The organism is Methylobacterium sp. P3_A11 (genome assembly GCF_056403155.1).
Genome location: NZ_JBFUGA010000056.1, coordinates 12988 through 39346 on the forward strand (window position 1 = coordinate 12988; position 26359 = coordinate 39346).

The 26359-nt window shown below is 72.1% G+C and carries 29 protein-coding genes; 14 read left to right on the top strand and 15 right to left on the bottom strand.

The window, feature by feature from the left end:
- Position 1 precedes the first annotated feature (1 nt).
- The 4 genes from radA to AC1DXK_RS18080 form a co-directional block, all read right to left on the bottom strand.
- Complete coding sequence (gene radA, locus AC1DXK_RS18065) at positions 2-1438, bottom strand: DNA repair protein RadA (protein ID WP_457106529.1); 1437 nt, start codon at positions 1436-1438, stop codon at positions 2-4.
- A gap of 45 nt (positions 1439-1483) precedes the next feature.
- Positions 1484-2572: an alanine racemase gene (alr, locus tag AC1DXK_RS18070; RefSeq protein ID WP_477298550.1), complete on the bottom strand. Its 1089-nt coding sequence runs from the start codon at positions 2570-2572 to the stop codon at positions 1484-1486.
- A 103-nt stretch (positions 2573-2675) separates the two neighbouring features.
- On the bottom strand, positions 2676-3431 hold the full coding sequence (locus tag AC1DXK_RS18075) for a helix-turn-helix domain-containing protein (RefSeq protein WP_477298552.1): 756 nt from the start codon (positions 3429-3431) through the stop codon (positions 2676-2678).
- Complete coding sequence (locus tag AC1DXK_RS18080) at positions 3428-3655, bottom strand: hypothetical protein (RefSeq protein WP_457106532.1); 228 nt, start codon at positions 3653-3655, stop codon at positions 3428-3430. Before AC1DXK_RS18080 ends, AC1DXK_RS18075 begins: the two co-directional genes overlap by 4 nt.
- Here AC1DXK_RS18080 and AC1DXK_RS18085 point away from each other — a divergent pair.
- From AC1DXK_RS18085 to AC1DXK_RS18120, 8 genes are all read left to right on the top strand, one after another.
- Complete coding sequence (locus tag AC1DXK_RS18085; RefSeq protein WP_477298554.1) at positions 3645-4580, top strand: 4-hydroxyproline epimerase; 936 nt, start codon at positions 3645-3647, stop codon at positions 4578-4580. The two genes, AC1DXK_RS18080 and AC1DXK_RS18085, sit on opposite strands and share 11 nt — an antisense overlap.
- Positions 4577-5791, top strand: coding sequence for an NAD(P)/FAD-dependent oxidoreductase (locus tag AC1DXK_RS18090; protein ID WP_477298556.1), 1215 nt, complete (start codon positions 4577-4579; stop codon positions 5789-5791). Before AC1DXK_RS18085 ends, AC1DXK_RS18090 begins: the two co-directional genes overlap by 4 nt.
- 197 nt (positions 5792-5988) lie before the next feature.
- The gene (locus AC1DXK_RS18095) at positions 5989-6597 is read left to right on the top strand and encodes a CvpA family protein (protein ID WP_457106535.1); all 609 of its coding nucleotides are present in this window, start codon (positions 5989-5991) and stop codon (positions 6595-6597) included.
- Between the two features lie 131 nt (positions 6598-6728).
- The gene (purF, locus tag AC1DXK_RS18100; RefSeq protein ID WP_477298558.1) at positions 6729-8204 is read left to right on the top strand and encodes an amidophosphoribosyltransferase; all 1476 of its coding nucleotides are present in this window, start codon (positions 6729-6731) and stop codon (positions 8202-8204) included.
- A gap of 65 nt (positions 8205-8269) precedes the next feature.
- Positions 8270-9019 (top strand): SDR family NAD(P)-dependent oxidoreductase, encoded by a 750-nt coding sequence (locus tag AC1DXK_RS18105; protein WP_457106537.1) that lies wholly within the window; start codon positions 8270-8272, stop codon positions 9017-9019.
- A gap of 63 nt (positions 9020-9082) precedes the next feature.
- On the top strand, positions 9083-9493 hold the full coding sequence (locus AC1DXK_RS18110) for a dihydrofolate reductase (RefSeq protein ID WP_457106538.1): 411 nt from the start codon (positions 9083-9085) through the stop codon (positions 9491-9493).
- Positions 9494-9610: 117 nt separating this feature from the next.
- On the top strand, positions 9611-10162 hold the full coding sequence (locus AC1DXK_RS18115; RefSeq protein WP_457106539.1) for a sigma-70 family RNA polymerase sigma factor: 552 nt from the start codon (positions 9611-9613) through the stop codon (positions 10160-10162).
- Complete coding sequence (locus AC1DXK_RS18120; protein WP_457106540.1) at positions 10159-10890, top strand: anti-sigma factor; 732 nt, start codon at positions 10159-10161, stop codon at positions 10888-10890. Before AC1DXK_RS18115 ends, AC1DXK_RS18120 begins: the two co-directional genes overlap by 4 nt.
- 91 nt (positions 10891-10981) lie before the next feature.
- Here AC1DXK_RS18120 and AC1DXK_RS18125 read toward each other — a convergent pair whose 3' ends face one another.
- Positions 10982-11533 (bottom strand): fasciclin domain-containing protein, encoded by a 552-nt coding sequence (locus AC1DXK_RS18125; RefSeq protein WP_457106541.1) that lies wholly within the window; start codon positions 11531-11533, stop codon positions 10982-10984.
- A gap of 213 nt (positions 11534-11746) precedes the next feature.
- Between AC1DXK_RS18125 and AC1DXK_RS18130 the strand changes: the two genes are divergently transcribed.
- Positions 11747-12865, top strand: coding sequence for a carboxylate-amine ligase (locus tag AC1DXK_RS18130; protein ID WP_477298561.1), 1119 nt, complete (start codon positions 11747-11749; stop codon positions 12863-12865).
- A 150-nt stretch (positions 12866-13015) separates the two neighbouring features.
- Here AC1DXK_RS18130 and der read toward each other — a convergent pair whose 3' ends face one another.
- The 3 genes from der to AC1DXK_RS18145 form a co-directional block, all read right to left on the bottom strand.
- Positions 13016-14365, bottom strand: coding sequence for a ribosome biogenesis GTPase Der (der, locus tag AC1DXK_RS18135; protein WP_457106543.1), 1350 nt, complete (start codon positions 14363-14365; stop codon positions 13016-13018).
- A 28-nt stretch (positions 14366-14393) separates the two neighbouring features.
- Positions 14394-15104 (bottom strand): tetratricopeptide repeat protein, encoded by a 711-nt coding sequence (locus AC1DXK_RS18140; protein WP_457106544.1) that lies wholly within the window; start codon positions 15102-15104, stop codon positions 14394-14396.
- Positions 15105-15199: 95 nt separating this feature from the next.
- Positions 15200-15808 carry an NnrU family protein gene (locus tag AC1DXK_RS18145; RefSeq protein WP_457106545.1) on the bottom strand — a complete coding sequence of 203 codons (609 nt, stop codon included), beginning with the start codon at positions 15806-15808 and terminating at the stop codon, positions 15200-15202.
- Between the two features lie 117 nt (positions 15809-15925).
- Here AC1DXK_RS18145 and AC1DXK_RS18150 point away from each other — a divergent pair, with 117 nt between their 5' ends.
- Both AC1DXK_RS18150 and AC1DXK_RS18155 read left to right on the top strand, forming a co-directional pair.
- Complete coding sequence (locus AC1DXK_RS18150; protein ID WP_457106546.1) at positions 15926-17236, top strand: hypothetical protein; 1311 nt, start codon at positions 15926-15928, stop codon at positions 17234-17236.
- A gap of 60 nt (positions 17237-17296) precedes the next feature.
- Positions 17297-17926: a pyridoxamine 5'-phosphate oxidase family protein gene (locus tag AC1DXK_RS18155; RefSeq protein WP_457106547.1), complete on the top strand. Its 630-nt coding sequence runs from the start codon at positions 17297-17299 to the stop codon at positions 17924-17926.
- Here AC1DXK_RS18155 and AC1DXK_RS18160 read toward each other — a convergent pair.
- On the bottom strand, positions 17920-18138 hold the full coding sequence (locus tag AC1DXK_RS18160) for a hypothetical protein (protein ID WP_457106548.1): 219 nt from the start codon (positions 18136-18138) through the stop codon (positions 17920-17922). The two genes, AC1DXK_RS18155 and AC1DXK_RS18160, sit on opposite strands and share 7 nt — an antisense overlap.
- Before the next feature lie 137 nt (positions 18139-18275).
- Between AC1DXK_RS18160 and AC1DXK_RS18165 the strand changes: the two genes are divergently transcribed.
- The 3 genes from AC1DXK_RS18165 (at position 18276) to AC1DXK_RS18175 (ending at position 19733) form a co-directional block, all read left to right on the top strand.
- On the top strand, positions 18276-18575 hold the full coding sequence (locus tag AC1DXK_RS18165) for a hypothetical protein (RefSeq protein WP_457106549.1): 300 nt from the start codon (positions 18276-18278) through the stop codon (positions 18573-18575).
- A 49-nt stretch (positions 18576-18624) separates the two neighbouring features.
- Positions 18625-18885 carry a hypothetical protein gene (locus AC1DXK_RS18170; protein ID WP_457106550.1) on the top strand — a complete coding sequence of 87 codons (261 nt, stop codon included), beginning with the start codon at positions 18625-18627 and terminating at the stop codon, positions 18883-18885.
- Positions 18886-18977: 92 nt separating this feature from the next.
- Positions 18978-19733 carry a lytic transglycosylase domain-containing protein gene (locus tag AC1DXK_RS18175; RefSeq protein ID WP_457106551.1) on the top strand — a complete coding sequence of 252 codons (756 nt, stop codon included), beginning with the start codon at positions 18978-18980 and terminating at the stop codon, positions 19731-19733.
- Between the two features lie 6 nt (positions 19734-19739).
- On the opposite strand, the gene AC1DXK_RS18180 is transcribed toward AC1DXK_RS18175, so the two are convergent.
- The 6 genes from AC1DXK_RS18180 to AC1DXK_RS18205 all read right to left on the bottom strand — a co-directional run bounded on the left by AC1DXK_RS18180 (position 19740) and on the right by AC1DXK_RS18205 (position 26066).
- Positions 19740-20408, bottom strand: a complete 669-nt coding sequence (locus AC1DXK_RS18180; RefSeq protein WP_457106552.1) for an SOS response-associated peptidase — start codon at positions 20406-20408, stop codon at positions 19740-19742.
- Positions 20409-20509: 101 nt separating this feature from the next.
- Positions 20510-21685, bottom strand: coding sequence for a zinc-dependent alcohol dehydrogenase (locus tag AC1DXK_RS18185; RefSeq protein ID WP_457106553.1), 1176 nt, complete (start codon positions 21683-21685; stop codon positions 20510-20512).
- 266 nt (positions 21686-21951) lie between these two features.
- On the bottom strand, positions 21952-23211 hold the full coding sequence (locus AC1DXK_RS18190; RefSeq protein WP_457106554.1) for a cytochrome P450: 1260 nt from the start codon (positions 23209-23211) through the stop codon (positions 21952-21954).
- A complete protein-coding gene (locus AC1DXK_RS18195; protein ID WP_457106555.1) occupies positions 23204-24529 on the bottom strand; it encodes an NAD(P)/FAD-dependent oxidoreductase in 1326 nt (441 codons plus the stop codon). Before AC1DXK_RS18195 ends, AC1DXK_RS18190 begins: the two co-directional genes overlap by 8 nt.
- Positions 24526-24765: a ferredoxin gene (locus AC1DXK_RS18200; RefSeq protein ID WP_457106556.1), complete on the bottom strand. Its 240-nt coding sequence runs from the start codon at positions 24763-24765 to the stop codon at positions 24526-24528. The genes AC1DXK_RS18195 and AC1DXK_RS18200 overlap by 4 nt, the downstream gene beginning before the upstream one ends.
- Entirely contained in the window at positions 24762-26066 is a 1305-nt protein-coding gene (locus AC1DXK_RS18205; protein WP_457106557.1) for a nucleotide disphospho-sugar-binding domain-containing protein, read from the bottom strand. The genes AC1DXK_RS18200 and AC1DXK_RS18205 overlap by 4 nt, the downstream gene beginning before the upstream one ends.
- Positions 26067-26359 lie beyond the last annotated feature (293 nt).

Consider the following 26359-nt stretch of genomic DNA (forward strand, 5'->3'; position numbering starts at 1 on the left):
CTCACATCTCCTCGTCGGCATAGCGCGCCGGCTGCCGCCCGCGCTGGCCGGAGCCTTTCCGCGGCGCCCCCGCGCTGATCCCCGCCACGAGGTCGGCGATGTGGCGCAGCGTCTCCAAAGCGAGCGCCTTGTCGCCCTCGCCGCGCCCCTGCGGGATCAGCGCCTTGGCGAAGCCGAGCTTCTGAGCCTCCTTGAGCCGGGCTCCGGCCTGGGCGACCGGCCGGATCGCCCCCGACAGGCCGATCTCGCCGAAATAGACCGTCTCGGGCGGCAGAACGGCCCCGGAGAGCGACGAGACCAGGGCGGCGGCGACCGCGAGGTCGGCCGCCGGCTCGGTGATCCGTAAGCCTCCGGCTACATTCAAATAAACGTCGTGGCTGCCGAGCCGGATGCCGCCATGGGCCTCCAGTACCGCCAGCACCATCGACAGCCGATTCGGATCCCAGCCGACCACGGCGCGGCGCGGCATGCCGAGGGACGAGGGCGCCACCAGCGCCTGGATCTCCACCAGCAGCGGTCGCGTCCCCTCCATGCCGGCGAAGACGGCCGTGCCGGCGGCCTGTTGGTCGCGGCCCGCCAGGAACAGGGCCGAGGGGTTCGGCACCTCGCTCAAGCCCGCATCCGTCATCTCGAACACGCCGATCTCGTCGGTCGGCCCGAACCGGTTCTTCACGGCGCGCAGGATCCGGAAATGGTGGCCCTGGTCGCCCTCGAAGGAGGCGACCGCGTCGACCATGTGCTCCACCACCCGGGGGCCGGCGATCTGCCCGTCCTTGGTGACGTGGCCCACCAGGATCACCGCCGTGCCGGTGGTCTTGGCGAAGCGGATCAGGGCCTGTGCCGACGAGCGCACCTGCGTGACCGTGCCGGGGGCGGATTCCACCGTCTCGGTCCACATGGTCTGGATCGAGTCGATGATCGCCAGCGCCGGCGGCCGACCCTGGCTCAGGGTCTCGACGATGTCCTCGACATTGGTCTCGGCGGCGAGCTGAACCGGGAGCGCGCTCAAGCCCAGCCGCTCCGCCCGCAGGCGCACCTGCCCGACCGCCTCCTCGCCCGAAATGTAGGCCACCCGCTCACCGGTCCCGGCCATGGCCGCGGAGGCCTGCATCAGCAGGGTCGACTTGCCGATGCCGGGATCCCCGCCGAGCAGGATCACCGAGCCGCGCACGAAGCCGCCGCCGGTCACCCGGTCGAGCTCGCCGATCCCCGAGGGGATGCGCGGCGCCTCCTTGGCCTCGCCGGTGAGCCCCTCCAGCGGGAAGACCCGGCCGCGGTTGCGCGACGGCCGGGTCGCGGCCGGGCCGGACTGGCCGGGGGCCGACGGCGCCTCCTCGACGATCGTGTTCCAGCCGTTGCAGGCCTCGCAGCGCCCGCGCCAGCGGTTGTAGACCGCCCCGCAGGACTGGCAGACGAAGGTCTGGTGGATCTTGGCCATTCGGGTCCGGGCGCCGTCGTTCCGGCGGGTCAGCGTGGGGTCGCGTCAGCCTACATAGGTTCGAACATAACGAGAACCCAGGCCGGTGAGGATTTCGTATCCGATCGTCCCGGCGGCACGGCCGACCGCGTCGATGTCGAGCGCGTCCCCGATCATTACCGCGGTGGCGCCGCGGCGCGCGGCAGGCGCCGCGGTGACGTCGATGATGATCAGGTCCATCGAGACGAGCCCCAGGATCGGGCAGAGGACACCCCCGACCAGCGCCTGCCCGCGCCCGCTGATCGCCCGCGGCAATCCGTCGGCATAGCCCAGCGACAAGGTCGCCAGCCGGCTCGGGCGGGGAGCGGTCCAGCGGCCGTTGTAGCCGACCGTGGCGCCCGCCTCGACGCCGCGCACCTGCGCGATCATCGCCTCCAGCCGCACCACCGGGCGCATCGGATTCGCGGCCCCCGGTGTCGGATTGCCGCCGAACAGGGCGTAGCCCGGCCGCAGGAGGTCGTGCCGGGCACCGTCGAGGAACACGCCCGACGAGTTCGCCAGCGAGGCGCGCAGCGTCGGATAGGCCGCCCGCACCCGGCCGAAATCCGTGATCTGCCGGGCGTTGACCGGATCGTCCGCCTTCTCGGCGCTGACGAAATGGCTGAGGAGCAGATCGATGCCGGCGGCTTCGATCTGCGGATACCCGGCCAGGGCCAGCGCCTCCGGCACCGACAGGCCCAGCCGGTTCATGCCGGTATCGACGTGGAGGGCCGCTTGCAGCCGGCCCGCCGAGAACGCCGCCCACTCCGACACCTCCTCGACGCTGCCGAGGACGGGGCGCAGCCCATGCGCCCCGAACGCCGCGGCGGCACCCGGGGCGAGGCCGTTCAACACGTAGATCGCGGCCTCCGGCAGGGCCGCCCGGGCGGCGACGCCCTCGGACAGGTGGGYGACGAAGAAAGTCCGGCAGCCGGCTGACCACAGGGTCGGCCCGACCCGGCCGATGCCGCAGCCATACGCATCGGCCTTCACCACGGCGGCGCAGGCGGTGCCGGCGCCGCGGGCGGCCAGGAGCCGCCAGTTCGCCGCGATCGCCCCGAGGTCGATCGTCAGCCGGGCGCCGTGGGCACCGGTTTCCGTCCCGGATTGCGTCACCGATCGGGTTCCATGCTGAGCTTTGCCGGCGCGGTTCACGGGGGCACGCCGCCGCACGGCCTGCCGCGCCCCGGCTCCCTCATGACCGGCCGTTCCGGCGTGATCAAGGCGGCGTGCCGGAACCGCCCCGCCCGTGGCGCCTCCGGTATGCGCCCGGCGACAGGCCCACGCGCTTCCTGAAATGCCGCGTGAAGGCCGTCTGGTCCCCGTAGCCGCTGTCCAGGGCGATCAGGCTGATCGGATCGTCGCCCTGCCGGAGCCGGGCGGCCGCCCGGTCGATCCGCAGCCGCGTGAGATATTGCCGCGCCGAGAGCCCGAACATCGCACGGAGCCGCTGATCGAGCCGGAACGGCGTCAGGCCCGCCAGACCCACCAGATCCTGCACGGTCCTGCAGGTGTCCGGATGGTCCTGCGCGGTGCGCAGGGCGCGCGACAGGAGGGCGGTCTCGTCCGGCGCCGCGTTGGCGGAGCGGAGGTCCCGCGACAGGCCGATCAGGCCCGCGACCGCGCTGTCGCGGTCGAACAGCGGCTCCTTCCAGGTGAGGCACCAGCCCTCCCGGCCATCGGCGTAGAGGTGCAGCTCCAGTTCGCCCTTCAGGGGGCGGGCGCTGCGGAGGATCGCGCGGTCCTGCTCGGCGATGCGACGGCCGAGTTCCCCCGGGAAGACCTCGTCGGCCGTGCGGCCGATCAGGGCCTCCTTGCGCTCGAACCCGGTGCGCTCGGCCAGGATCTGGTTGGCCGCGACGTAACGGCCGGCGGAATCCTTCACGAAGAAGATCGTGTCGGGGATGCCGTCGAAGAGATCGTCGCAGAGCAGCGGCCGGTCGAGGCGCGCGACGAGGCTGTCGAGGGGTCTCACCGCGCCCGCCTCCGCAGGCTGGCCGAATGCGCAGCCTGCATCGGCGTTTCGGCCAAGACACGCCGCTCGTCGGGAGGGATCCTGCCGGCCTGAAGCCGCATCCGCAGGCCCGACACGACACGCGAGGCACCCATGCACGGAAACCCCATCACCGGGACGATCCCGATCCTGATGAGGCCGCGCACGCCGCGCGGCAAGCCGGTCTGACGGTCCGTGCGCGTCATCGATTCCCACACCGCGGGCGAGCCGACCCGGCTCATCGTGTCGGGCGGCCCCGATCTCGGATCCGGGACCCTCGCTGAGCGGCGGCGCATCTTCGCGGCCCGGCATGACGGCGTCCGCACCTTCGCGCTCAACGAGCCGCGCGGGTTCGACGCCGTGGTGGGCGCGCTGCTGTGCGCGCCGTCGGCGCCCGATTGCGCGGCGGGGCTGATCTTCTTCAACAATGCCGGCTTCCTCGGCATGTGCGGCCACGGCACCATCGGGGCGGCCGTCACCCTCGCCCATATGGGGCGCCTCGCCCCGGGGGTGCATCGCTTCGAGACGCCGGTCGGCATCGTCCGCGTGGACCTGCACGACCGCAACACCGCGACGATCGCCAACGTCCCGGGCTACCTGCACCGACACGCGGTCGACGTGGCCGTCGACGGCCTCGGGACCGTGACCGGCGACGTCGCCTGGGGCGGCAACTGGTTCTTTTTCACCGACTCGATCCCCTGCGCGATCGCGGCGGCCAACATCCCGGCGCTCACGGATGCGGCCGGGCGGATCCGGACGGCGCTGCGCCGCGCCGGCGTGACCGGCCGCGATGGCGCCGAGATCRACCATATCGAACTCTACGGTCCGGCGCCGGAGGGCGCCGATGCGCGCACCTTCGTGCTCTGTCCCGGTGGCGCCTACGACCGGTCGCCCTGCGGCACCGGGACCAGCGCCAAGCTCGCCTGCCTGGCCGCCCGCGGCACGCTCGCCCCGGACACGCCCTGGGTGCAGGAAAGCGTGATCGGGACCCGCTTCACGGCCCGCTACGACCATGGCCCCGACGGGACCATCCACCCGCGCATCACCGGCCGCGCCTGGGTCACCGCGGAGGCGACGCTGCTGCGGGACCCCGGCGACCCGTTCCCGAACGGCATCGGCGGCGCGGCGTGACCGGGCCTGCGCCGCGCAGCGCCGCCGTGATCGGCGGCGGCATCGTGGGCCTCAGCACCGCGCTGGCGCTTCAGGCGCGCGGGATCGCCGTGGCGGTGTTCGACGATCCCGGCGCGCAGGCTCCCGCATCGGCCGGCAATGCCGGCCATATCGCGGTGGAGCAGCACGCGCCGCTCGCCTCCCTGGCCACGCTCCGGTCCCTGCCGCACCGGCTGATGAGCCTGGGCGGCCCCGTGAGCTTCCCGCCCGGGGCCGTCGGCCATTGGCTGCCGTTCGGGCTCCGGCTGCTGCGCGCGTCCGCGCCGGCCCGCTTCGAGCGGGGAACGCAGGCGCTGCGGAGCCTTCTGGCCGAGGCGCTTCCGGCCTGGCGGCTGATGCGGGACGTCGGGACGCCCGACCTCCTGCGCCTCCAAGGCAACATCGTGGCCTGGGAGAGCGTCGCGGGAGCCCGGCGCGCCCGCGCGGCGCTGCGGACCTTTGCGAGCCCGGTGGCGCACTGGCGCGACCTGACCGCCGAGGAGGCGCAGGCGCTCGGCGGCCTGCTCCGGCTCCGTCCGGCCGACGCCGTGTGCTGCGAGGGAACGGCGAGCGTCGCCGATCCCGGCGCGGTGCTGGACGCCCTGCGCGCGGCCTTCCTGGCCCGCGGCGGTACCCTTGACCGGCGGTCGCGCACGCTGGCGGCCGCGCGCCGGACCGGGGCCGACCGGATCGTGATCGCGGCCGGCGCGCGCTCGGCCCCGCTCATGCGCGAACTGGGATATCGGGTGCCGCTCATCGCGGAGCGGGGTTACCACATCCAGGCCGCCCGGAGCCGCTGGCCCATGAGCCTGCCCTCGGTGGTCTTCGCGGAGCGCGCCCTCGTGGCAACGCGGTTCCGCTCGGGCCTGCGGGCGACGGGCTTCATCGAGTTCACCCATCCCGACGCGCCGCCCGATCCGCGGAAATGGGAGCGCCTCAAGGCCCATGCCGGAGCCCTCGGCCTGCCGTTCGACGCGCCCGTCGAGACCTGGGTCGGCGCCCGCCCGACCCTCCCCGACTACCTGCCGGCCATCGGCCGCAGCACCCGCGATCCCCGCGTGCTCTACGCCTTCGGTCACCAGCATCTCGGCCTCACCCTCGGCCCGGTGACCGGCGAGATCGTCGCCGCGCTCGCCTGCGGTGCGGCGGACGGGCCGGACCCGGCGCCCTTCACGGTGCAGCGCTTCGGCTGACGGGACCGGCCGCGCGGGCCGCTTTGCGCCCCCGCGCCGCATGCGCTGGGGCTGTGGCTGATGCATGGACGGCACAGGCTCCGGATCAGGCCGATGCGCCAGGGTGACGGCCGAGTTCCGGCTTGGTATAAATCCACCGCGGTCCGGGGGAGCCGCACGGCCGACGCGCCATCCCCGCGGGTACCAAAAGCTCAACGATGCCGTTTACCGTCCTGGATCTCGCCGTGCTCGGCATCGTCGCGGTCTCCGCGTTGCTCGCGGCCGTGCGTGGCGTCACCCGCGAGGTGCTGGCGATCGTCGCCTGGGTCGCCGCGGCCGCGGTCGCCTGGACGCTCCATCCGATGCTGCTGCCGACCGTGAAGCAGCACGTGAACAGCGATACCGTGGCGCTGGTCGCCTCCATCGCGGCGATCTTCCTCGGCACGCTGATCGTCGTGTCGATCATCACGGTGAAGATCTCGGACGTCGTCCTCGATTCGCGCATCGGCGCGGTGGATCGCTCGCTCGGCTTCCTCTTCGGCGCGGCCCGCGGCTTCCTGATCTGCGTGATCGGCTGGGTATTCCTGTCCTGGCTGGTGCAGGGCAAGGTGCCGGACTGGGCCGCCCAGGCGCGCACGCGCCCGATGCTGGAGAAGTCCGGCGACGCCCTCGTGGCGCAGCTGCCCGAGAATCCGGAGGGCTTCCTGAAGCAGTTCAAGAAGCCGAAGGCCGTCACACCGCCCAACGAGGCTGCCGACGCCCCGGCCGAGACCGACGCGGCGCCCCAGCGCCGGACCGAGACCGCGCCGACCCCGACGCGACGCTGATCTGCGGTATTCGCCGTAGGCCTCGCCGTAGGGAACGCCTAGATAGCGGGTCCGGTGGTGTACGGATTGCATCCGCGACGACCGGCGCGCCGGCCCGTCGCCGCCGGGACCCGTGAGTGATCGACAGCCCCATGTCACACGCCGCCGCTTCCACCACCGATCTCGATTTCGATCTCGACGGCGACACGCTCCGGGAGGAGTGCGGCGTCTTCGGCATCTTCGGCCATCCGGAGGCCTCCGCCATCGTGGCTTTGGGCCTGCACGCCCTGCAGCACCGGGGCCAGGAGGCGGCCGGCATCGTCTCCTTCGACGGGTCGGTTTTCCACTCAGAGCGGCGCCCCGGTCYCGTGGGCGATTCCTTCTCGGACGGCGACACCATCGCGCGCCTCAAGGGCCGAGCCGCCATTGGGCACGTGCGCTACTCGACCACCGGCGGCACGATCCTGCGCAACGTGCAGCCGCTCTTCGCCGAACTCGCCAGCGGCGGCCTCGCGGTCGCCCACAACGGCAACCTGACCAACGCCCTGTCGATCCGCCGCGATCTCGTCCGCGACGGCGCGATCACGCAGTCGACCTCCGACACCGAGGTGATCCTGCACCTCGCGGCCCGCTCCCGGAAGCCGCGGATCATCGAACGCTTCATCGACGCCCTGCAGGCGATCCAGGGCGCCTACGCGATCGTGGCGCTCACCAACAAGAAGCTGATCGGCGCCCGCGACCCGCTGGGCATCCGCCCGCTGGTGCTGGGCGAACTCGACGGCCGCTACATGCTGGCCTCCGAGACCTGCGCGCTCGACATCATCGGCGCCCGCTTCGTCCGCGACATCGAGAACGGCGAGATCGTGGTGATCTCCGAGGAGGGGGTCGAGTCGATCCGCTTCGCCGACGCGGTGCCGATGCGGCCCTGTATCTTCGAGTACATCTACTTCGCCCGGCCGGATTCGGTGGTGAACGGCAAGAGCGTCTACGCGGTGCGCAAGGCGATCGGCCGGGAGCTGGCCCGCGAAGCCTCCGTCGCGGCCGACATCGTCGTGCCGGTGCCGGATTCCGGCGTGCCGGCGGCTTTGGGCTTCTCGCAGGAGACCGGGATCCCGTTCGAGATGGGGATCATCCGCAACCACTATGTCGGGCGAACCTTCATCCAGCCGACCCAGTCGGTCCGCGAGCTCGGCGTGCGGATGAAGCACTCGGCCAACCGGGCGGCGATCGAGGGCAAGAGCATCGTCCTCGTCGACGACAGCCTCGTGCGCGGCACCACCTCGGTGAAGATCGTCCGGATGATGCGCGAGGCCGGCGCCGCGGAGGTGCATTTCCGCATCGCCTCGCCGCCGATTACCTATCCGGACTTCTATGGGATCGACACGCCCGAGCGGGAGAAGCTCCTCGCCGCGACCCACGACCTCGAGGCGATGCGCAAGTATATCGGCGCGGATTCGCTCGCCTTCCTGTCGATCCCCGGCCTCTACCGGGCGATGGGCGAGGAGGCCCGGGACTCCGCCTGCCCGCAATACACCGACCATTGCTTCACGGGCGACTACCCGACCGGCCTGACCGACCTGTCCATCGCCGGCCCGAAGCGCTTCGCCATGCTGGCCGAGGCGGATTGACGGATCTGCGGAATCCGTGCGCGGACGGGCATCCCCCGCCGGCGGAAATGCGCTAGGTCCACGCCATGGCTCAGTCTCAGAAACCCCTGGAAGGCCGCGTCGCGGTCGTCACCGGCGCGTCCCGCGGCATCGGGCGCGCCGCCGCCCTGGCGCTTGCCGAAGCGGGCGCGCACGTGATCGCGGTGGCGCGCACGGTCGGCGCCCTGGAGGAGCTGGACGACGCCGTGCAGGCGGCCGGCTCCAGCGCCACCCTGGTGCCCTTCGACCTCGCCGATTACGACGCCATCGACCGCCTCGGCGCGGCGATCAACGCGCGCTGGAAGCGGCTCGACATCCTGATCGCCAATGCCGGCATCCTCGGCGCGCTCATGCCGATCGGCCACATCACCCCGAAGATCTGGGGACAGGTGATGGACGTGAACGTCACCGCCAACTGGCGCCTGATCCGCTCGCTCGACCCGCTGCTGCGCATGTCGGATGCCGGGCGGGCGATCTTCGTCTCGTCGGGGGCGGCCTCGAAGTGCCGGCCCTATTGGGGTCCCTATTCGGTCTCCAAGGCGGCCCTGGAGGCGCTGGTGCGGACCTACGCGGCCGAGAACGAGACCACGGCCATCAAGGCCATGCTGCTCAACCCGGGACCCCTGCGCACCGGCATGCGCCGCTCGGCCATGCCCGGCGAGGATCCCGAGACGCTTCGGACGCCCGAGGAGCTCGCGCCCCATTTCGTGCGGCTCGCATCGCCCGACTGGTCCGAGACCGGCAAGCTCTACGATTTCCCCACCGACCGGGTGCTGAGCTTCCGCGCGCCCGAGTAAAGGGGGCCGGGGCCTGCGGCCCCGGCGGGTCGCGGGCGGAGCCTGCAGGGTTGAGGGTTCACGATGATCGACGTCCGCTGCATCTGTGCGATCGGCCTGCGGGGCCAGCTCGGCCTGAACGGCCAACTGCCCTGGGAGGGCAACACCGATCCGCTGTTCGTGGAGGACGTGACGCGCTTCTTCGCGCTGACCATGGGCCACGTGCTGATCGCCGGGCCGAAGACCGTGGCCTCGGTGCCCGAATTCGCCTTCAGGGACCGCACCATCGACGTGATCCGCAGCCATGAGGATCCCGAACAGGTGCTCAAGCGCTATCCGGGCCGGCGGATCTTCGTGGGCGGCGGCATCGCGGTGTGGAACGTCTACGCCCGGTACATTCAGAACTGGGACATCACGCGCCTGCCCTACGACGGCGAGGCCGACCGCTGGTTCGACCCCGCGTGGCTGGTGGGCGGTCCGCTGCGGGCGGCCTGAGCGGCCGTCAACGGGAACGGGGACGCATCCCCCTCCCGGTTCGGGACGAAATCAGGCTATGGTTTTGACCGGGCGGCCGGCGCATCGCAGGACGGCGCCGCCTGGGGGGACGAGGCCTTGGGGAGCGCGCAACGCGAAGCGGATCTCGCGCGGCTGATCGCGGGTGTCGCCCGTGGCGAGCGCGCCGCACTCCAGGCGCTCTACGAGGCGACCGCCCCGAAACTTCTCGGGATCATCCTTCGTATCCTGAAGGACCGAGCCGCCGCCGAGGACACGCTGCAGGAGGTGTTCGTGCGCATCTGGCAGCGGGCCGGCAGCTACGATCCCCTGGCCGGCCCACCTCTCGTCTGGCTCGTCGCGATCGCGCGCCACCGGGCGATCGACCGCCTGCGACAGGACAGGTCCGCACGCCTGACGCAAGCCGAGGACGGCTGGTTCGAGCGGCTGGCCGACACGAGCGACGGGGAGGCCGATCTCGCCCGCCGCGATGCCCTGGCCCAGTGCCTCGATCAGGTCGCCATGCCCCAGCGCGATTGCCTCGTCCTCGCCTATTGTGAGGGCTGGTCTCGCGAGGAACTCGCTGCGCGTTTTGATCGGCCCGTGAACACGATCAAGACCTGGCTCCGCCGGGGCCTGCTCAGCCTTCGCACCTGCCTGGAGACCCCATGAGCGGATCCGGCATCCCGCCCGACTGGCAGGACGATCCCGACGGCGCGGCGGGCGAGTACGTCCTCGGCACGCTGCCGCCGGACGAACGCGCCGCCTTCGCGGTGGCGCTGGAGGCGCGTGCCGACCTGCGCCGCGCGGTCGCGGCCTGGGACGCGCGGCTCGCACCCCTCGCCGCCACGATCCCGGCTGTCGCCCCCGATCCCGCGCTCTGGACAGCCATCGAAGCCCGGATCCGACCTGCTGCCGGGGCGGCCTCCGCCGATGCCGCCGGCGACCGGGTCGTCCGTCTGGAGCGCAGGGTCCGGCGCTGGCGGACGACTGCCGCGGCCGCCACGGCCCTCGCGGCGGGCCTCGCGCTCTGGATTGCCGCCGGGGGCACCGCGGCGCTCCGTGAGCCGCACGACTATCTGGCCGTCGTCGACCGGGGCGGGACGCTCCCGGCCCTGATCGTGCGCGTCGATCTGCGGGCGGGCGTCGTGCAGGTCCGCAGCCTCGCGGCCGAGACGCCGCCCGAGCGGAGCCTCGAACTCTGGTACATCGACGCGGGGGCCGCCCCGCAATCCCTCGGCCTCGTCCCGGGCGGGACGGCGCGCCTGCCGATCCCGGCAGCCCTGCGCACCCGCACCGAGACCGCGACCTTCGCGGTCACGGTCGAGCCGAAGGGTGGGGCGCCGGATGGAAAGCCGACCGGCCCGGCCATCTATTCGGGCCGGCTGATCCGCGATTGAGCGGCGATGCAGAAACGCAGACGCCCCCTCCGGCTGGACCGGAGAGGGCGGTAGGCCTCATGGGGCGGCGGATGGGCCGCCCCGGATCGCGTCAGGGCAGCAGCACGCCGTTGATCACGTGAATCACGCCGTTCGACTGCATGACGTTGGCGGTCGTCACCAGCGCGGTGTTGCCCTTGGCGTCGGTGACCATGACCTTCTTGCCCTTGGTCGTGACCGTGAGCGGCTCGCCCTGCACGGTCTTCAGCTCGGCCTGGCCGCCGCCCTGACGGGCCGCCGCCATCAGGTCCTTGGCCGTGTAGACGCCCGGCACCACGTGATAGGTCAGGATGCCGGTCAGCTGCGCCTTGTTCTGCGGCTGGACCAGCGTCTCGACCGTCCCCGGCGGCAGCTTGGCGAAGGCGGCGTTCGTCGGCGCGAACACCGTGAAGGGACCGGGACCCGACAGGGTGTCGACGAGGCCGGCGGCCTTCACGGCGGCCACCAGGGTGGTGTGATCCTTCGAGTTGACCGCGTTCTCGACGATAGTCTTGCTCGCGTACATCGGCGCGCCGCCCACCATCGGGTTCTTGGCGAGGGCGGGGCTCGCCGCAGCGGCGGCGAGACCGAGGCCGAGGGCGAGACGACGAAGCGTTCTGGACATGTTGGCTCCCGTACAGAGCGCCCGAATGGGCGTCGCAGGCCTCTACGAGGATTGTGGGCCGGGAAGTTTCAGCGTCCGTGAGGAATCCCAGGCCGGAGGCGGGATCATCCGGGGCGATCCCGGTTTCGGACCGGCGCGTGCAGCCTCGGCCGCGACCCGTCGAAACCCCGTGCGCGGTCCCTATGTCGTACCGATCAGTGCCCGGAGAGCAGGATGAGCGCCCACAGCTACCGCTTCGGCATCGAGGAGGAGTATTTCCTCGCCGATGCCGAGACCCGCGGCACGCCGCGCGGCGACCTCGCCGCCTTCCATGCCCGCGTGGAGGCCGAATTGCCCGAGACCGGGCGCGAGCTGGTCGCCGCGCAGGTCGAGGTCTGCACGCCGCCCCTCACCGACGCCCAGGCGGCCCGGTCGAATCTCGGCGACCAGCGGACGCGGCTCGCCGGGATCGCCGCGGAACACGGCCTGCGCCTCCTGGCCTGCGGCACCCATCCCCTGGCGCGCTGGGCGCGCCAGACCGCCACCGACGGCGAACGCTACCAGGGTATCCTGTCGGATGTCGGCATCGCGGCCCGGCGGGCGCTGATCTGCGGCATGCACGTCCATGTCGAGGTGCCGGACCCGGAGGCCCGCATCGACCTGATGAACCGGCTGCTGCCGTTCCAGCCGCTGCTGCTCGCTCTCTCCGCCTCCTCGCCGTTCTGGCAGGGCGAGACGACCGGCCTCCGCGCCTACCGGCTCAGCGTCTTCGGCGAGCTGCCGCGGACCGGCCTGCCGGAGATCTTTTCCGACGCCGCCGCGCATGCCCGGTTCGTCGCCATCATGACCCGCTCGGGCGCCATCGCCGACGCGAGCTTCCTGTGGTGGTCCCTGCGGCCGTCGATCAAGTTTCCGACCCTGGAGCTGCGGATCGCCGACGCCTGCACGCGGCTCGACGATTCGCTGTGCATCGCCGCCCTGTTCCGCTGCCTCGTGCGCCTGTGCATCCGCCGCTCCGATCTTCATGCCGGCCTCGACGGCGTCTCGCGCGCCCTGGCCTCGGAGAACCTGTGGCGCGCCCAGCACGGCGGCGTGCAGGCCGCGCTGATCGACGAGGCGCGGGGCGAGGCCGTGCCGTTCCCCGAGGCGCTGGAAGCGGTCCTGGCCCTCGTGGCGGAGGACGCGGATGACCTCGGCTGCGCGGCCGACGTGGCCCGTGCCCGGGCGATCGTCGCCGAGGGGACCAGCGCGGACGGGCAGATCGGCGCCTACGAGGCGGCGCTGGCGGACGGGCAGGACGAGCGCGCCGCATTGTCGGCGGCAGTGGACTGGATCGCCGATGCGGCCCGCTGAGGACGCTTGCGGAACGTCTGGTCAAAGACCCGCGTCGTCATCACGAGCGTAGCGAAGTGACCCAGGGTGGCGCGACCACGAACGGCGTGGCGCGACACTGGGTTGCTTCGCTCCGCTCGCAAAGACGGCGCGGTTCGCCCGGAGGTCGGATCAGCCCTTGTCGAACGGGTTCTGCGAGGTCCGCAAGGACAGGCGGATCGGCGTGCCCGGCAGCTCGAACGCCTCGCGCAGGCCGTTCACGAGGTAGCGCGTGTAGGATTTCGGCAGGGCGTTGAGCTGGTTGCCGAACAGCGCGAAATGCGGCGGCCGGCTCTTCACCTGCGTGGCGTAGCGGATCTTGATCCGCCGGCCCGACACCGCCGGGGGCGGGTTGCGGGAGGTCGCCTCGTTCAGCCAGTCGTTGATGCGCGAGGTCGAGATGCGCCGATCCCAGACCTCGGCGGCCTGCACCACCGCCTGCATCAGCTTGTCGACGCCGTCGCCGGCGAGGCCGGAGAGCGGCACCACCGCGACGCCGCGCACCTGCGGCAGCAGCCGGGTGCAATCCTCGCGGAGCTGCTTCAGCAGGCCGGGCTGGTCGGCGACGAGGTCCCATTTGTTGAGGCCGATCACCAGGGCGCGGCCCTCGCTCTCGACGAGGTCAACGATGGTGAGGTCCTGCTTCTCGAACGGGATCGTCGCGTCGAGGAGCACCACCACCACCTCGGCGAAGCGCACGGCGCGCAGCCCGTCCGAGACCGCGAGCTTCTCCAGCTTGTCGTCGATCCGGGCGCGGCGGCGCATRCCGGCGGTGTCGTGGAGCTTGATGCGGCGCCCGCGCCACTCCCAGTCCAGGGAGATCGAGTCGCGGGTGATGCCGGCCTCGGGGCCGACGAGCAGACGGTCCTCGCCGAGCATGCGGTTGATCAGCGTCGACTTGCCGGCATTCGGGCGGCCCACGATGGCGACCTTGAGGGAGCGGCCGCCGGGGGCGTCCTCGTCCTCCTCCTCGTCGTCGTCGCGCTGGGGCAGGACGCCCTTGAGCGCCTCGTGCAGCTCGCCGAGGCCCTCGCCATGCTCGGCGGAGAACGGGATCGGGTCGCCGAGCCCGAGGGTGAAGGCCTCGTAGGCCCCGGCGAGTCCGGTGCCGCCCTCGGCCTTGTTGGCGATCAGGATAACCGGGCAGCCGGATCGCCGCACCAGCTCGGCGAAGGGCTGGTCGGCCGGCAGCACGCCGGCGCGGGCGTCGATCACGAACAGCACCACGTCGGCGGCGAGGATCGCCGCCTCGGTCTGCATCCGCATCCGGCCGGTGAGGGTGGCGGCGTCCGACTCTTCCAGTCCGGCGGTGTCGATCACCCGGAACTGGAGGCCGCCGAACGCCACGTCGCCCTCGCGCCGGTCGCGGGTGACGCCCGGGCGGTCGTCGACCAGCGCTAGCTTCTTGCCCACGAGGCGGTTGAACAGGGTCGACTTGCCGACGTTCGGCCTCCCGACGATCGCGACGGTCGGCATATCCATGGTGGTTCTCGAGCAGTCCGAACGGAAATCAGCGTGTGATCGGCGGGGGCGGTGCAGCGGGCTCGGGCTTGGCCTCGGTCACCGTCACGGGACCGCCGGCGACGATCGCCGCGTAGACCTCGATGCGCTCGCGCAGGTTCCGCGGCGTGTCGGGATCGGCCACGATCTGGTCGAACCAGCGCCCGGCATCCTCGTAATCGCCCTTCTTGAGGGCGGCGAGGCCCAGCATCTCACGGGCGGTGTGGCGGAACGGCGTCCCGGCGGCCAGACCCTGGAGGTTGGCCAGGGCGGGGTCGGGGTTCGGCCCGTCGAGGCGCAGCAGCGCGGCGCGCAGGCGCGCGAGGTCGCGCAGGCCGTCGCCGAGGCCGGTATCGTCGGCGAGCTTGTCGAACTCGGCAGCCCCCGCCGCCGCATCGCGCTTGCTGGTCTCGGCCGCGGCCCGAAACCGGGAAAGGAGGCGGTAGCCGGCCGGACCCTGCGCCTCCAGGGCCTCGAACGCCTTGTCGGCCTCCGCGACCTTGCCGTCCTTGGCGAGGCGGTTGGCGTCGTCGAACTGCACCGAGGCGGCCTCGGCGGCGACGCGCTGCTGGTTCTGCCAGTAGCGCCAGCCCGCCACGCCCGCCACCGCGAGCACGGCGAGCGCGATGATCACGCCGCTGTAGCGCTTCCAGATCTGGATGATCCGGTCGCGGCGGTAATCCTCGTCGACCTCGCGAAGGAACTCGTTGTTCTCGGCCATTCTATCCCGGCCCGCATGATTTCAGCGGACCACCTCGTACCTCGATCGGGCTCCGCGCCTAACACACGGGCGCGGGGTTGGCGACTGGCAGTCTTTCAGGCGGCGCCGGGCCAGACCGGCACGCCGATCACCGGATAGTGCAGGTAGCGGGCGAAGACGAACCATGCGACCGTCCCGATCGCCACCGCGAGGATGTCGTTGCGCCAGCCCTGCGGGGCCGCCACCGGGCCGCCGTGCTGGGCGGCAACCGCGCCCGGGGCGAGGGCTCGGCGCTTGGCGCTGATCCGGGCCACCACCGCCCAGGCGAGGAAGCCGCCGAACAGCAGCATCGAGCCGAGGTCGCCGTTGGCCAGGAGATGCGCCGTCGCCCAGATCTTCACGGCGAGCAGCATCGGGTGCTTCGCCCGGGTGCGGATGTGTCCCGGCAGGTAGGCGGCGGCGAGGCAGATGAAGGCCGGCCACACGAGGAGAAGCGCGAGGTGGCGCGTCCAGACGGGCGGATCCCAGACCGGGATGTAGCCGGCGAGCCGGTAATCGTGGAATCCGACGCCGACCAGCACCAGCCCGAGGAGCGACAGCGCGGTGTAGCCGAGCTTGAATCGGCCCTCGCCGATCCGGCCGACGAGTGCGGCGCGGCGCGTGCGGGCCATCGAGAAGGCGTGCGTGCCGAGGAACAGCACGAGGCCGAGAATCAGGAGAACCATGGATGACTTTCAGTCGGGCCGCGCGCGGCCGGTCGGCGGCAAGCACTCTGTAATGGTTCTCAAGCGAATCTCCGCGCGTTTGTCCAGGCGCGGCCGGGACGCAGCCGGATGGCGACCATGGGCTCAGCGGACGGGATCGCTGCGATGGGACGGGGCATCCGTGCCCTCGGCCTCGGGACGACCGGCCGGAGGCGTCCGCGTGTCGACCCTCTCCCCCGGCTGCGCGGGGGATTCTCCCCCGCGAAGGGGCCAGGGCTGGCGGCGCGCTCGGCCTCTGCGGCCCTGCTTCTTCTCCTCCCGCTCCCCGCCGCGGCCGCCCCCGAGCCGCCGCTCTCGGCCCTGACGCTGGTCGGGCCGCCCGCGCTCGTCTTCAAGGCGGGCCGCGACGCCTGCGACGGGGCCGACGTGCCCGACGCCCCGGCCCGGGCCTTCCGCGACGCCACGGGCGCGGTGGCGCTCTACGGGATGCATTACCGCAACCGGGCGCTGCGCGGCCCCGATCTCGGCCACCTCAAGCTCGACTGCACGATCGTGCTCGACTCGGGCGAGAAGTCCGACCCGGCGGCCTACGACGACCGCTCCTGGATCACCGCCACCTGGACGGAGGACGGGACCCGGGTCGCCGCCCTGCTCCATCACGAGTACCAGGCCAACGAGCATCCCGGCCGCTGCCCGGCCGGGCAGTACATGGCCTGCTGGTACAACACGATCACGGCGGCGGCCTCGACGGATGGCGGGCACAGCTTCCGGCGGCAGAGCCCGCCCGTGGTGGTCGCCGGGGCGCCGTTCCGGCAGGAGGTCGACCAGGGCCGGCACCGGGGCTTCTTCAACCCGTCGAACATCGTGGCCGACGGGAGATGGCGGTACTTCCTCGCCTCGACCACGGGCTGGACCAGGCCGGGCAGCGATCAGGAGGCCGGCCTCTGCCTGTTCCGCAGCGACGATCCGGCCGATCCGACCCGCTGGCGGGCCTGGACGGACACCGGCTTCACCGCCGCCTTTCCGGATCCGTACCGCGCCGCCCGCCCGAACGCCGCCACCTGCCGGCCCGTCGGACCGTTCCCGGGGCCGGTCGGGGCCGTGGTGCGCCACCGCGGGTCGGGCGCCTGGATCGCGGTATTCATGGCCAAGGCGGGGGAGGGCTTCGCCCAATCCGGCTTCTACTGGACGACCTCCCGCGACCTGATCACCTGGGACAGCCCGCGCCTGCTCCTCGCGGGCGCCACCCTCTACGACGATCCCTGCGGGGCGGCGGCGCCGCTCATCGCCTATCCGGCACTGCTGGACCCGGACGCGCAGGGCCGCAATTTCGACGATGTCGGGGACCGGGCGCTCCTCACCTACGCGAGCCTGCGCACGGAGGGCTGCACGGTCACGTCCGACCGGGACCTGCTGCGCCGCCCGGTGGCGATCCGGGTCTGGCCCTGATCGCCCTTGACCGGGGCGTGCCCGACGCGCGACTCACGGTTCGGCCACGACGAGGTTCGCATGGACGCGCAAGCCGATCCCCAACCGACTCACGATGCCGCGGCGCTGCGCGCGCAGTTCGGCCCGGTCGGGCCGCTCGCCGCCCGCAAGGTGCTCGACCATCTCGACGCGTACGGCCGCCGGTTCATCGCGCTCTCGCCGTTCCTCGTCCTGGCGAGCGCGGATTCAGACGGCAACGTCGATGCCAGCCCCCGGGGCGACGCGCCGGGCTTCGTCGCCGTGCACGATCCCCAGACCCTGGTGATCCCGGACAGGCGCGGCAACAACCGGATCGACTCGTTCCTCAACCTGATGGAGAGCCCCGGTATCGGGCTGATCTTCCTCGTGCCGGGGATCGACGAGACCCTGCGGGTGAATGGCACCGCCGCGATGACGCAGGACCCCGCGCTGCTCGAACCGTTGCGCGCGCAGGGCAAGGTGCCCGCTGCGGGTCTCGTCGTGCGGGTGCGGGAGGCGTTCTTCCATTGCGGCAAGGCCTTGATCCGCTCCCGCCTCTGGGATCCGGCGGCTCATGTCGAGCGTGGCACCTTCCCCAGCCTGGGCCGGATCCTCTCCGACCAGACCGCCGCCGTCGACGTGGCGGAGGCGGAGGCCTCCATCGCGGACGCCTACCGGACGCGGCTCTACTGACCGAGCCGGCCGAGCGCCACGACGTACGGCGCACCGACCGCGGAGGGCGCCGGCTGGCTGATCCGCTGGCAGAGCACGGTGCCGAGGGTCACGCTCAGCATCAGGGCGGTCGCCGAGAGGAAGACCGTCGTCGCCCGGGCATAGGCATGCCCGACATGGATCAGCAGGCAGCCGAAGGCGAAGATCGCGAAGGCCTGGAGCAGGTGCTGCACGGGCGACGTCCTCTCTGCCGGCGGACGCGCGGTCCGGGCCAGCCGGGTTCGCAGGGATCGTCGGCGAACGGCGTGAAAACCCGGTTAACGTCGGGTATAGAGTGGCTTGGACTGGCCGGGCCAGGAGAGGATCCCCCATGCAGCGATCGAGGGTTCCGGACGAGACGGAGGATCGCGCGGTCGGCGCCGGGCCGATCCCGCCGCGCGACACTGCCCTCCTGGGGGCGGGCGCCGTCGGCGCCGGGACGATCGGGGCCTCGGCCCTCGGTGCCCTGGCGCTCGGGGCGGCGGCCCTCGGCGTGGTGGCGGTCGGCGCCTTCGCGATCGGCCGTCTCTCGGTGGGCCGCGCCCGCATCGGCGCCCTGGAGGTCGGGTCGCTGGAAATCGACACGCTCACGGTCCGCGCGCTGCGGATGCCGGACCGCGACCGCGGTTGAAGCATGGGGCCACCGGCTGGAGCTGCGTGAAACGCGAGGATTGGGCACGATGACCGATCGGAGACCGCCTTTCCGGCCCGCCGACGCGGTGGATGTCCTCGGCGAGGTCGAGGGCGATTTCGTCCTGCCGCTCTGCCTGCCGCAGCCCGACCTGCTGATCGGCGAGGATCTCGCCATGCTGGTGCTCGACACGATCAACGGCCAGCGGATCGGCCTGCCCCTCAGCCCGCAGGGCGCGGCCGATCTCCACGCGGTCCTGGGCGAGGCGCTGCGGCTGCTGCAGGCGCGGGACCGGGGTCCGGTCCAGTAGACGGGGCGGCCCGCGCCCGGATCCGGCGTTGGGAAAGGCTTCGTTGAGGCGGCGGGGGTAGACAGGTCTCTGACCCTCCCCCGTGGCGGCCGATGCGCGCTCCGTTGCTCCTCCTGCTCCTGTCCTGCGCCACCCCCGCGCAGGCGCGGCCCGCGACCTTCCTGGCCGTGCATGCCCTCGGCATGGCGTCCCTTCCGCCGGTCCCGTCGGTCGCCCCGCCGCCCTCCGACACGCGGGCGCGCTTCCTCCCGCTCATCGCCCGGGAGGCGGCCGGCACCGGACTGCCGCTCGCGGTGGCCGATGCCGTCGCGCGGATCGAGAGCGACTACGATCCCACCGTGGTGGGAAGCGTCGGCGAGGTCGGACTGATGCAGGTCCGGCCGGCCACCGCGACGATGCTCGGCTTCCGCGGCACCGTCGCCGAGCTGGCGGCGCCGGAGATCAATGTCCGCTACGGCGTGCGTTACCTCGCCGAGGCCTGGCGCCGGGCCGACGGCGACCTCTGCCGCGCCTTGATGAAATACCGGGCGGGACACGGGTCGGAGGCAATGTCGCCGCTCTCGCAGCTCTACTGCGCCCGTGCCCAGGCGATCCTCGCCGATCCCGAAGGCCGGCTCACGCGGACGAGTGCCCACGCGCCATCCCCGATCCGTATCGCGGGCCGGGAGGGGAACCCGGGACATCATAGTTCCATGGCCGCAAGTCCGGCGACGCCCCTGACCTTCTGGGAGGCGCACCGGGCGCGGATCGCCCGGCTCAACGCGTCCGTGGTCGCACGCTGGCGCGCCCGCGGCTGGTCGGCCGCTCCGGCCCCCGGCAATCCCTCCGCCGACCAGGCGGGCGGGTAAGGGCGCTCAGTCGCCGGAGTCGACGGCGTCGCCGTCCGACCGCGTGCCCCGGGCCACCTCGCGCATCGCCGAATCCGCCAGGGGGCGCTGCAGCCGGAGTGCTTCCGCGGTGGGGGCTTCGAGCCAGGTCGCCCATTCCTCCGGTTGCGTGAGCAGGACCGGCATCGCCTTGGGATGAACCGGCCCGACCACGCCATTGGCATCCGTGGTCAGGAACGCGAACAGCCGGTGCTCCGCCGGCACCCGGTCGGGATTCTCGCGCTTCGTTCCCCGCACGCCGGTCCACGGCCGCCAGATCCCCGCGAAGGCGAAGAGCGGCCGGTCGTCATCCAGGGCGAACCAGACCGGCGTCTTGCGGGGCTTGGTGTCGGCATATTCGCTGAAGGCCGTCACCGGGACGAGGCAGCGATGGGCGACCCCGAGCCAGGGGCGCCAGTGCGGGCTCGCGACGTTGCGCACGTTGGTGATGGGGTGCTCGCCGAACGCTTTCGGCCCGGGCATGCCCCAGCGCATCATCGCGAGGTCCCGGCCGGCCGCGCCGTTCAGGACCACCGGCGCGAGCTGGTCGGGGAAGATCGCCGGAAGCGGCGGCAGGTTTCCGGTGCGATCCTGCGCGACGTCGAAGGCCCGTCGCAGAGCCGCCGGGCCGGTCCGTAGGCTGTAGAGATTGCACATGGGCTTCCCGGGCGGTTGGCGGAGCGCGCCGGCGGCGCCCCGCCGCCTCTACACGGTTCCGGTCCGTCCCGCCCGTCTCCGGCGGGACGGACCACGCCGTCTCAGTTCAGGTGGAACACCACCTTCACGCAGCCGTCCGTCTTGTCCCTGAAGGCCTTGTATAGGTCCGGTCCCTCGGCGAGGTCCTGCGAGCGATGGGTGATCAGGGAGGTTATGTCGATCTTGCCCTCCTGGATCAGCTTGGTCAGCGGTTCAAGGTAGCGCTTCACGTGGGTCTGGCCGCTCTTAAGGGTCAGGCCTTTCTGCACGATCGATCCCATGTTGACCGGGATCGGACCGCCATACACCCCGGGAATCGAGACGATCCCGCAGGGCCGGACCGCCTTGATGGCCTCGGCCAGGGCGTAGGGCCGCTCGGTGGCCGTCAGCTTCTCCTGCACGGCCGAGAGCACGCCGGTGAGGCCACCGTGGCCGGCGCTCGCTTCCATGCCGACACAGTCGATCACCCCGTCGGCGCCCTGGCCCTTGGTGATCTCCTTGATCCGTTCGAACACGTCCTCGTTCATGAAGTCGATGACGTCGGTGGCTCCAGCTTTCCGGGCGAGGGCGATCCGCTCGGGCACGGTCTCGATGGCGATGATCCGCTCGGCGCCCATGATCTTCGCCGACTGGATCGCGAAGATCCCGACCGGGCCGGCACCCCAGACCGCGATGGTCTCGCCGCCCTGGATCTCGCAATGCTCCGCGCCCTGCCAGCCGGTGGGCAGGATATCCGTGAGGAACAGGACGGATTCGTCGTCCATGCCGTCCGGCACCTTCATGGGAGCGACGTCCGCCATCGGCACGCGCACGTACTCGGCCTGGCCGCCCGCATAGCCGCCGGTGAGGTGCGAGTAGCCGAACAGGCCGGCCGTCGGGTAGCCGAACTGCGCGGCCGCCATCTCGGCGTTGCGGTTCGACCGCTCGCAGACCGAGTAGTTGCCGAGCTTGCACTGCCGGCATGACCCGCAATTGATATTGAAGGGCACGATGATCCGGTCGCCCTTCCTGAACTTGGTGAAGCCCTGACCGACCTCGACGACCTCACCCATGAACTCGTGGCCGAGGACGTCTCCGCTCTTCATGGTCGGCATCAGCCCGTCCATGAGGTGCAGGTCCGAGCCGCAGATCGCGCAGCTCGTCACCTTGATGATAACGTCGCGGGAATCCTCGATGACCGGGTCCGGGACGGTGTCGCAGCGGATGTCGTTGCGGCCGTGCCAGCACAGTGCCTTCATGGCGTTGTTTCTCCGGAAGCTTTCGGGATTGCGGCCATCTCGGCCGCTCTCCCGTAAAGCCCTCGGCGGTACGGCCAAGTTCCGAGGCCGTCCGCGGACCGCCCACTCAGCCTTTGCCGGTCGCGGTCTTCTTGGTGGCCGGAGCGCTGATGCCTTCCGGATCGTCCGGCGGATCGCCGGCCCGTAACCAAGAGGCGTCAACGGTTGGTGCCCCGAAACCGTGGTTTACAAATGTTTCACGTGAAACAGCGGTCTTCAGACCTTCTTCATGGTTTGTGCGCGGTGGAAGCGATGCCGTCGATGCCGATGTGAAGCTGTTCAGGGCCACGGAGGGAGGCGCCCGGGCGGTAAGGCGGAGGGTCGCCCATCAGGCGCGGGGCGACCAAGCGGCGGCTCAACGCCACCACGGCGATTTCGGCCTCGATCCGCGCGAGCGGTGCGCCGACGCAGTAGTGCAGGCCGCCGCCGAAACCGAAATGCTCGAGGTCGCCCCGGTCGGGATCGAAGCGGTCGGGAGTACCGAACCGGGCCGGATCACGGTTCGCGGCGGCGAAAAGCAGGATGACGGGCGCCCCCTTCGGGATCGTCTCGCCGGCCACGGTGATCGTGCCGAGGGCCTTGCGGGTCCGGAAATGGACCGGTGGCTCGTAGCGCAGAACCTCCTCGATGAGGCGCGGCGCGCGCTCGGGATCGGCGCGCAGGCGCTCCAGCTCCTCGGGGTGCCGCAACAGGGTCAGCATAGCGTTGCTGATGAGGTTCACCGTGGTCTCGTGACCGGCGACCAGCAGCAGGACCGCCGTGGACAGGAGATCGAAGTCGCTCAACTGCTTCCGGCCGTCCGGGCCGGGCGCGGCCAGACCGCTGAGCATGTCGTCGGTCGGGCGGCGACGCTTCTCGCGGATGAGGTCGCGCATGTAGGCGGCGATCGTGTCGAAGGCGCCGAAGATCTGGCGGCGGGTCGCGTCGTCGTGGCGCGCGTCCGGCTCCACGGCGGTGGCGAGCTGCGTCGCCCAGGCCTGGAAACGCGGCTCGTCCGCCCGGGGCACCCCGAGCAGCTCGCAGATCACGGTCACCGGCAGGGGATAGGAGAGATCGCCGACGAGGCAGACCTCCCGGCGCCCCCGACACCCGTCGAGCAGGGCGTCCACCTCGCGGGCGATCCGAGGCCGCAGCGCTTGCACCCGTGCGATCGAGAATTCCCGCATGACCAGGCTGCGCAGCCGGTCGTGATCGGGGGGATCGCGGAAGATGAACGGGCGGTGCGTGGCGCTGATGCGGTTCTTGATCGGATTGAGGATCAGGTCCTTGAGCGGATTGCCGGTGCGCGGACGCCGGGGTGGCGGCAGGTCCTCGGAGCTGAGGCGCGGATCGAACAGCAGAGCCCGGATCGCCGCATGCGTGGACACCACGTAGCTGCCGTCCCGCTGGCGCGAGACCGGGCGCTGCCGCAGCCGCGCGTAGAGCGGGTAGGGGTCGGCCCGGTTGGCCGGGTCCATGACGGCGGCGAACAGGGCGTCGTCAGACATGGACGGTCTCGGCGGGTGGGCGCGCCGGGGCGCCCGGGCGCGGCGACGGGAAGCCTGGGACGGCCGTCTCGATGCGGGGTCGGTCGGTGGCGTCGGTGATCGGCGGGAAGGGGGCGCCGGCCATGATCGCCTCCGCGTAGGCGGGCAGCCACCGGGCCTGATCGAACGAGACGGCCGCGATGCTGCGCCCGGCCCGGCCATAGACCGCGAGGAAGCGCCGGGACGCCCGCGAGCCCTGAACCACCGCGACGGAATCGGCGCCCTCCGGCAGTCCGACCAGCTTGATGTTGAGGCCGAACTGGCTCGACCAGAAGGCCGGCAGGTGCGCGTAGGGCCGCTGGCCGCCGGGGCCGGCCAGGATGTTGCGCGCGGCGTGGGCCGCTTGCTCGACGGCGTTGCCCCAGTGCTCGACTGCGACCAGCCGGTCGCCGTAGAGGGGGATCGGCCACCGTGCCACRTCGCCGGCGGCGTAGATGTCCGGGCAGGGCACACCCTCGGCGTCGAGGACGCGGCAGGCCGCGTCGCAGGTCACCCCGCCGGAATCCGCCCTGAGGCCGGCCGCCCGGAGCCAACCGGTCGCCCGGGTCGCGCCGAGGGCCGCGATGACGAGGTTGGTTTTGAGGACGCTGCCATCCGCCAGCCGGGCGCGCGCCACATGTCCCGCCGCATCGCCCTCGAAGGCGCGGACCACGGTCCCCGGGCGGAACGCGGCGCCGGACGCGCGCAGGCTTTCGGCGATCACCCCGCCCACGAAGGTCCCCAGTCCGCGCGCCAGGGGCGCGGCATTCGGATCGACCAGGGTGACGGGCAGTCCGAGATCGCGCAGGCACGACGCCGCCTCGCAGCCGATCAGGCCGCCCCCCACGATCAGTACCTGCCGCGGGCGGGAGAGCAGGGTTTCCCGCAAGGCCGCGGCGTCATCGCGTCCGCGCAGGGTGAAGATCCCGGCGAGCCGGCCGCCGCTCTCGGCGGGCCAGGGCCGGGCCTCCGCGCCGGTGGCCACGAGGAGGGACTCGTAGGCCAGAACCGATCCATCGGCGAGCCGGACCGTGCGGGCCGCCCGGTCGAGGGCCACGGCCGGGCTCCCGAGACGCCAGCGGGCGCGGAGGTCTGCCAGTTCCGGCAGGCGGGTCGCGTCGGCGGCGAGTTCCCCGGCGAGCACGTGCTTCGACAGGGGCGGCCGGTCGTAGGGGCGGTATGGCTCGGCGCCCACCAGGGTGAGCGGCCCGTCGTAACCGCCCCGCCGCAGCGCCTCGGCGCCGCGCAGGCCCGCGAGGGACGCCCCGACCACGACGATGCCGGCGGATTCGGGAGTCATGGCGCGTCCCCGTCGTCCGGGCCGGCCTGGAGGCTGATGGCGCGGACCGGGCACGCCTGCAGCGCCCGCTCGATGGCGCCCCGCCGCTCGGCCGGCGGCGTCGGATCGTAGAACAGGATCTCGTGGCCGCGGAGAACGAAGGCGTCCGGCGCGGCGTAGCAGCACTGCGCGTAGCCCTGGCAGCGGTTGAGGTCCACGACGACCCGAAGCGCAGCGCCCGCAGAGGCCGGTTTCATGCCGACCTCGCCAGAGGGAGCGCGTCTCCGGACCGGGCGAGATCGTCCACCGCGGTCAGGATCGACGCCATGGCGTCCCGTGCCGCGAAGGCGTCCCGCATCGCCCCGGCGCGCTGGCGGAAGCCGGGCTCGTCGAGCACCCGGGACACCGCCGCACGCAGCGCGTCGGAGGTGGGGGTGTTGGTCCCCAGATTGAGGCCAACCCCCGACCAGCCGATCCGTGCGTTCACCTCGGCCTTGTCCTCGGTGAGTCCCGCCGAGACGATCGGCACGCCGGCCGCTAGCGCCTGCGAGACGCTGCCGTAGCCGCCATTGGTCACGAGCACGCTCACCCGCGGCAGCAGGTCCCGGAACGGCAGGAAGGTGGCGACGCGGGCGTTGGCCGGCACCGGCCCGCGCAGCGCGTCCACGGGACGGCCGCCGGTAGTGGTCAGGACCAGGAGATCGTCCCGGTCGGCCAGGGCTGCGAGGGCCGGCTCGACCAGCTCCCCGAAATCCGCGTTGGCGAGGGTGCCCTGGGTGACGAGCACGACGGGCTTACCGGCCGCGTTCGCGCGCTCCAGCTCGGGCCACCAATCGGGCAGCGGCGCCGGGGGCGTCGGCGGCTGGAGCAGGCCGATGAAGCGAAGACCCGGCGGCAGGACGCCGTAATCGTACTCGAAGCCCGGCACCGTGGGCTGCAGGAACAGATCCGGCAGGATCACGACGGAGTGGGGCAGAGAGGCCGGCAGCGGCGGCAGGCCGAGTTCCGCGAGCCGGGCATCCGTGTAGCTCCGCACCGGGTTCACGAAGGCCGCGTCCATGCCGGCCTTCAAGGTCGCGTAGCGGACGTGATCCTCCCGGTCGCGGGCCGGCGGCAGGCCCAGGCCCACGGGTGCGTGATCGGGCCGGTCGAGGAACAGGATGCTGACATTGACGGTCACGATCGGCGGCCGCGGCGCGGTGTCGAGGAGGAGCGGCAACACGCCGAGGAACATGCTGCCGGCCACGATCGCGTCCGGCGCCTCGGCGGCGATCAGGGCGCGCAGCGCGGCGGCCTGGATCGGCATGGGATCGACGAACCGGCGTTGGAACTCACGGCGGTAGCGCTCCGGCCCGGCGGGCAGCGCGGTCTCGCGGAATGCGGCCGCATCATTGTCCGTGTAGGCCGTGAACCGGAGGCCCGCCGCCTCGACCTTCGATCGGAACGCCGGGTCGGTGAGAACCAGGACGTCGTCGCCCCGTGCCGCGGCGGCCCGGCCGACGGCGAGGAGCGGGTTCACGTGGCCGGTCAACGGCGTCGCGGCGATCAGGATCTTCATCTCGGTCTCCTCGAGTGCCGCTGGACGGACCGGCCACACGCCCCGTCACGGTCTCCCCAGCGCGGTGCCGAGACCGACCGGGCGTGTTGCATGCGCTCTACGGTGGGCAATCGCCTGCTGATGCCGCAGGTTACAGCGGGCGGACCGACCTCGTGTGGCAGCGCACAAAACCGGACGGGCGCGCCGGTCAGCACCCATGGCTTGCCGTCCTTCGAGCCGAACGCGTGCTGATGCGATCATACCGGTATTGGCCCCGACGAACAGACCATCCCGGCCGGGACGTTCACCGGGAC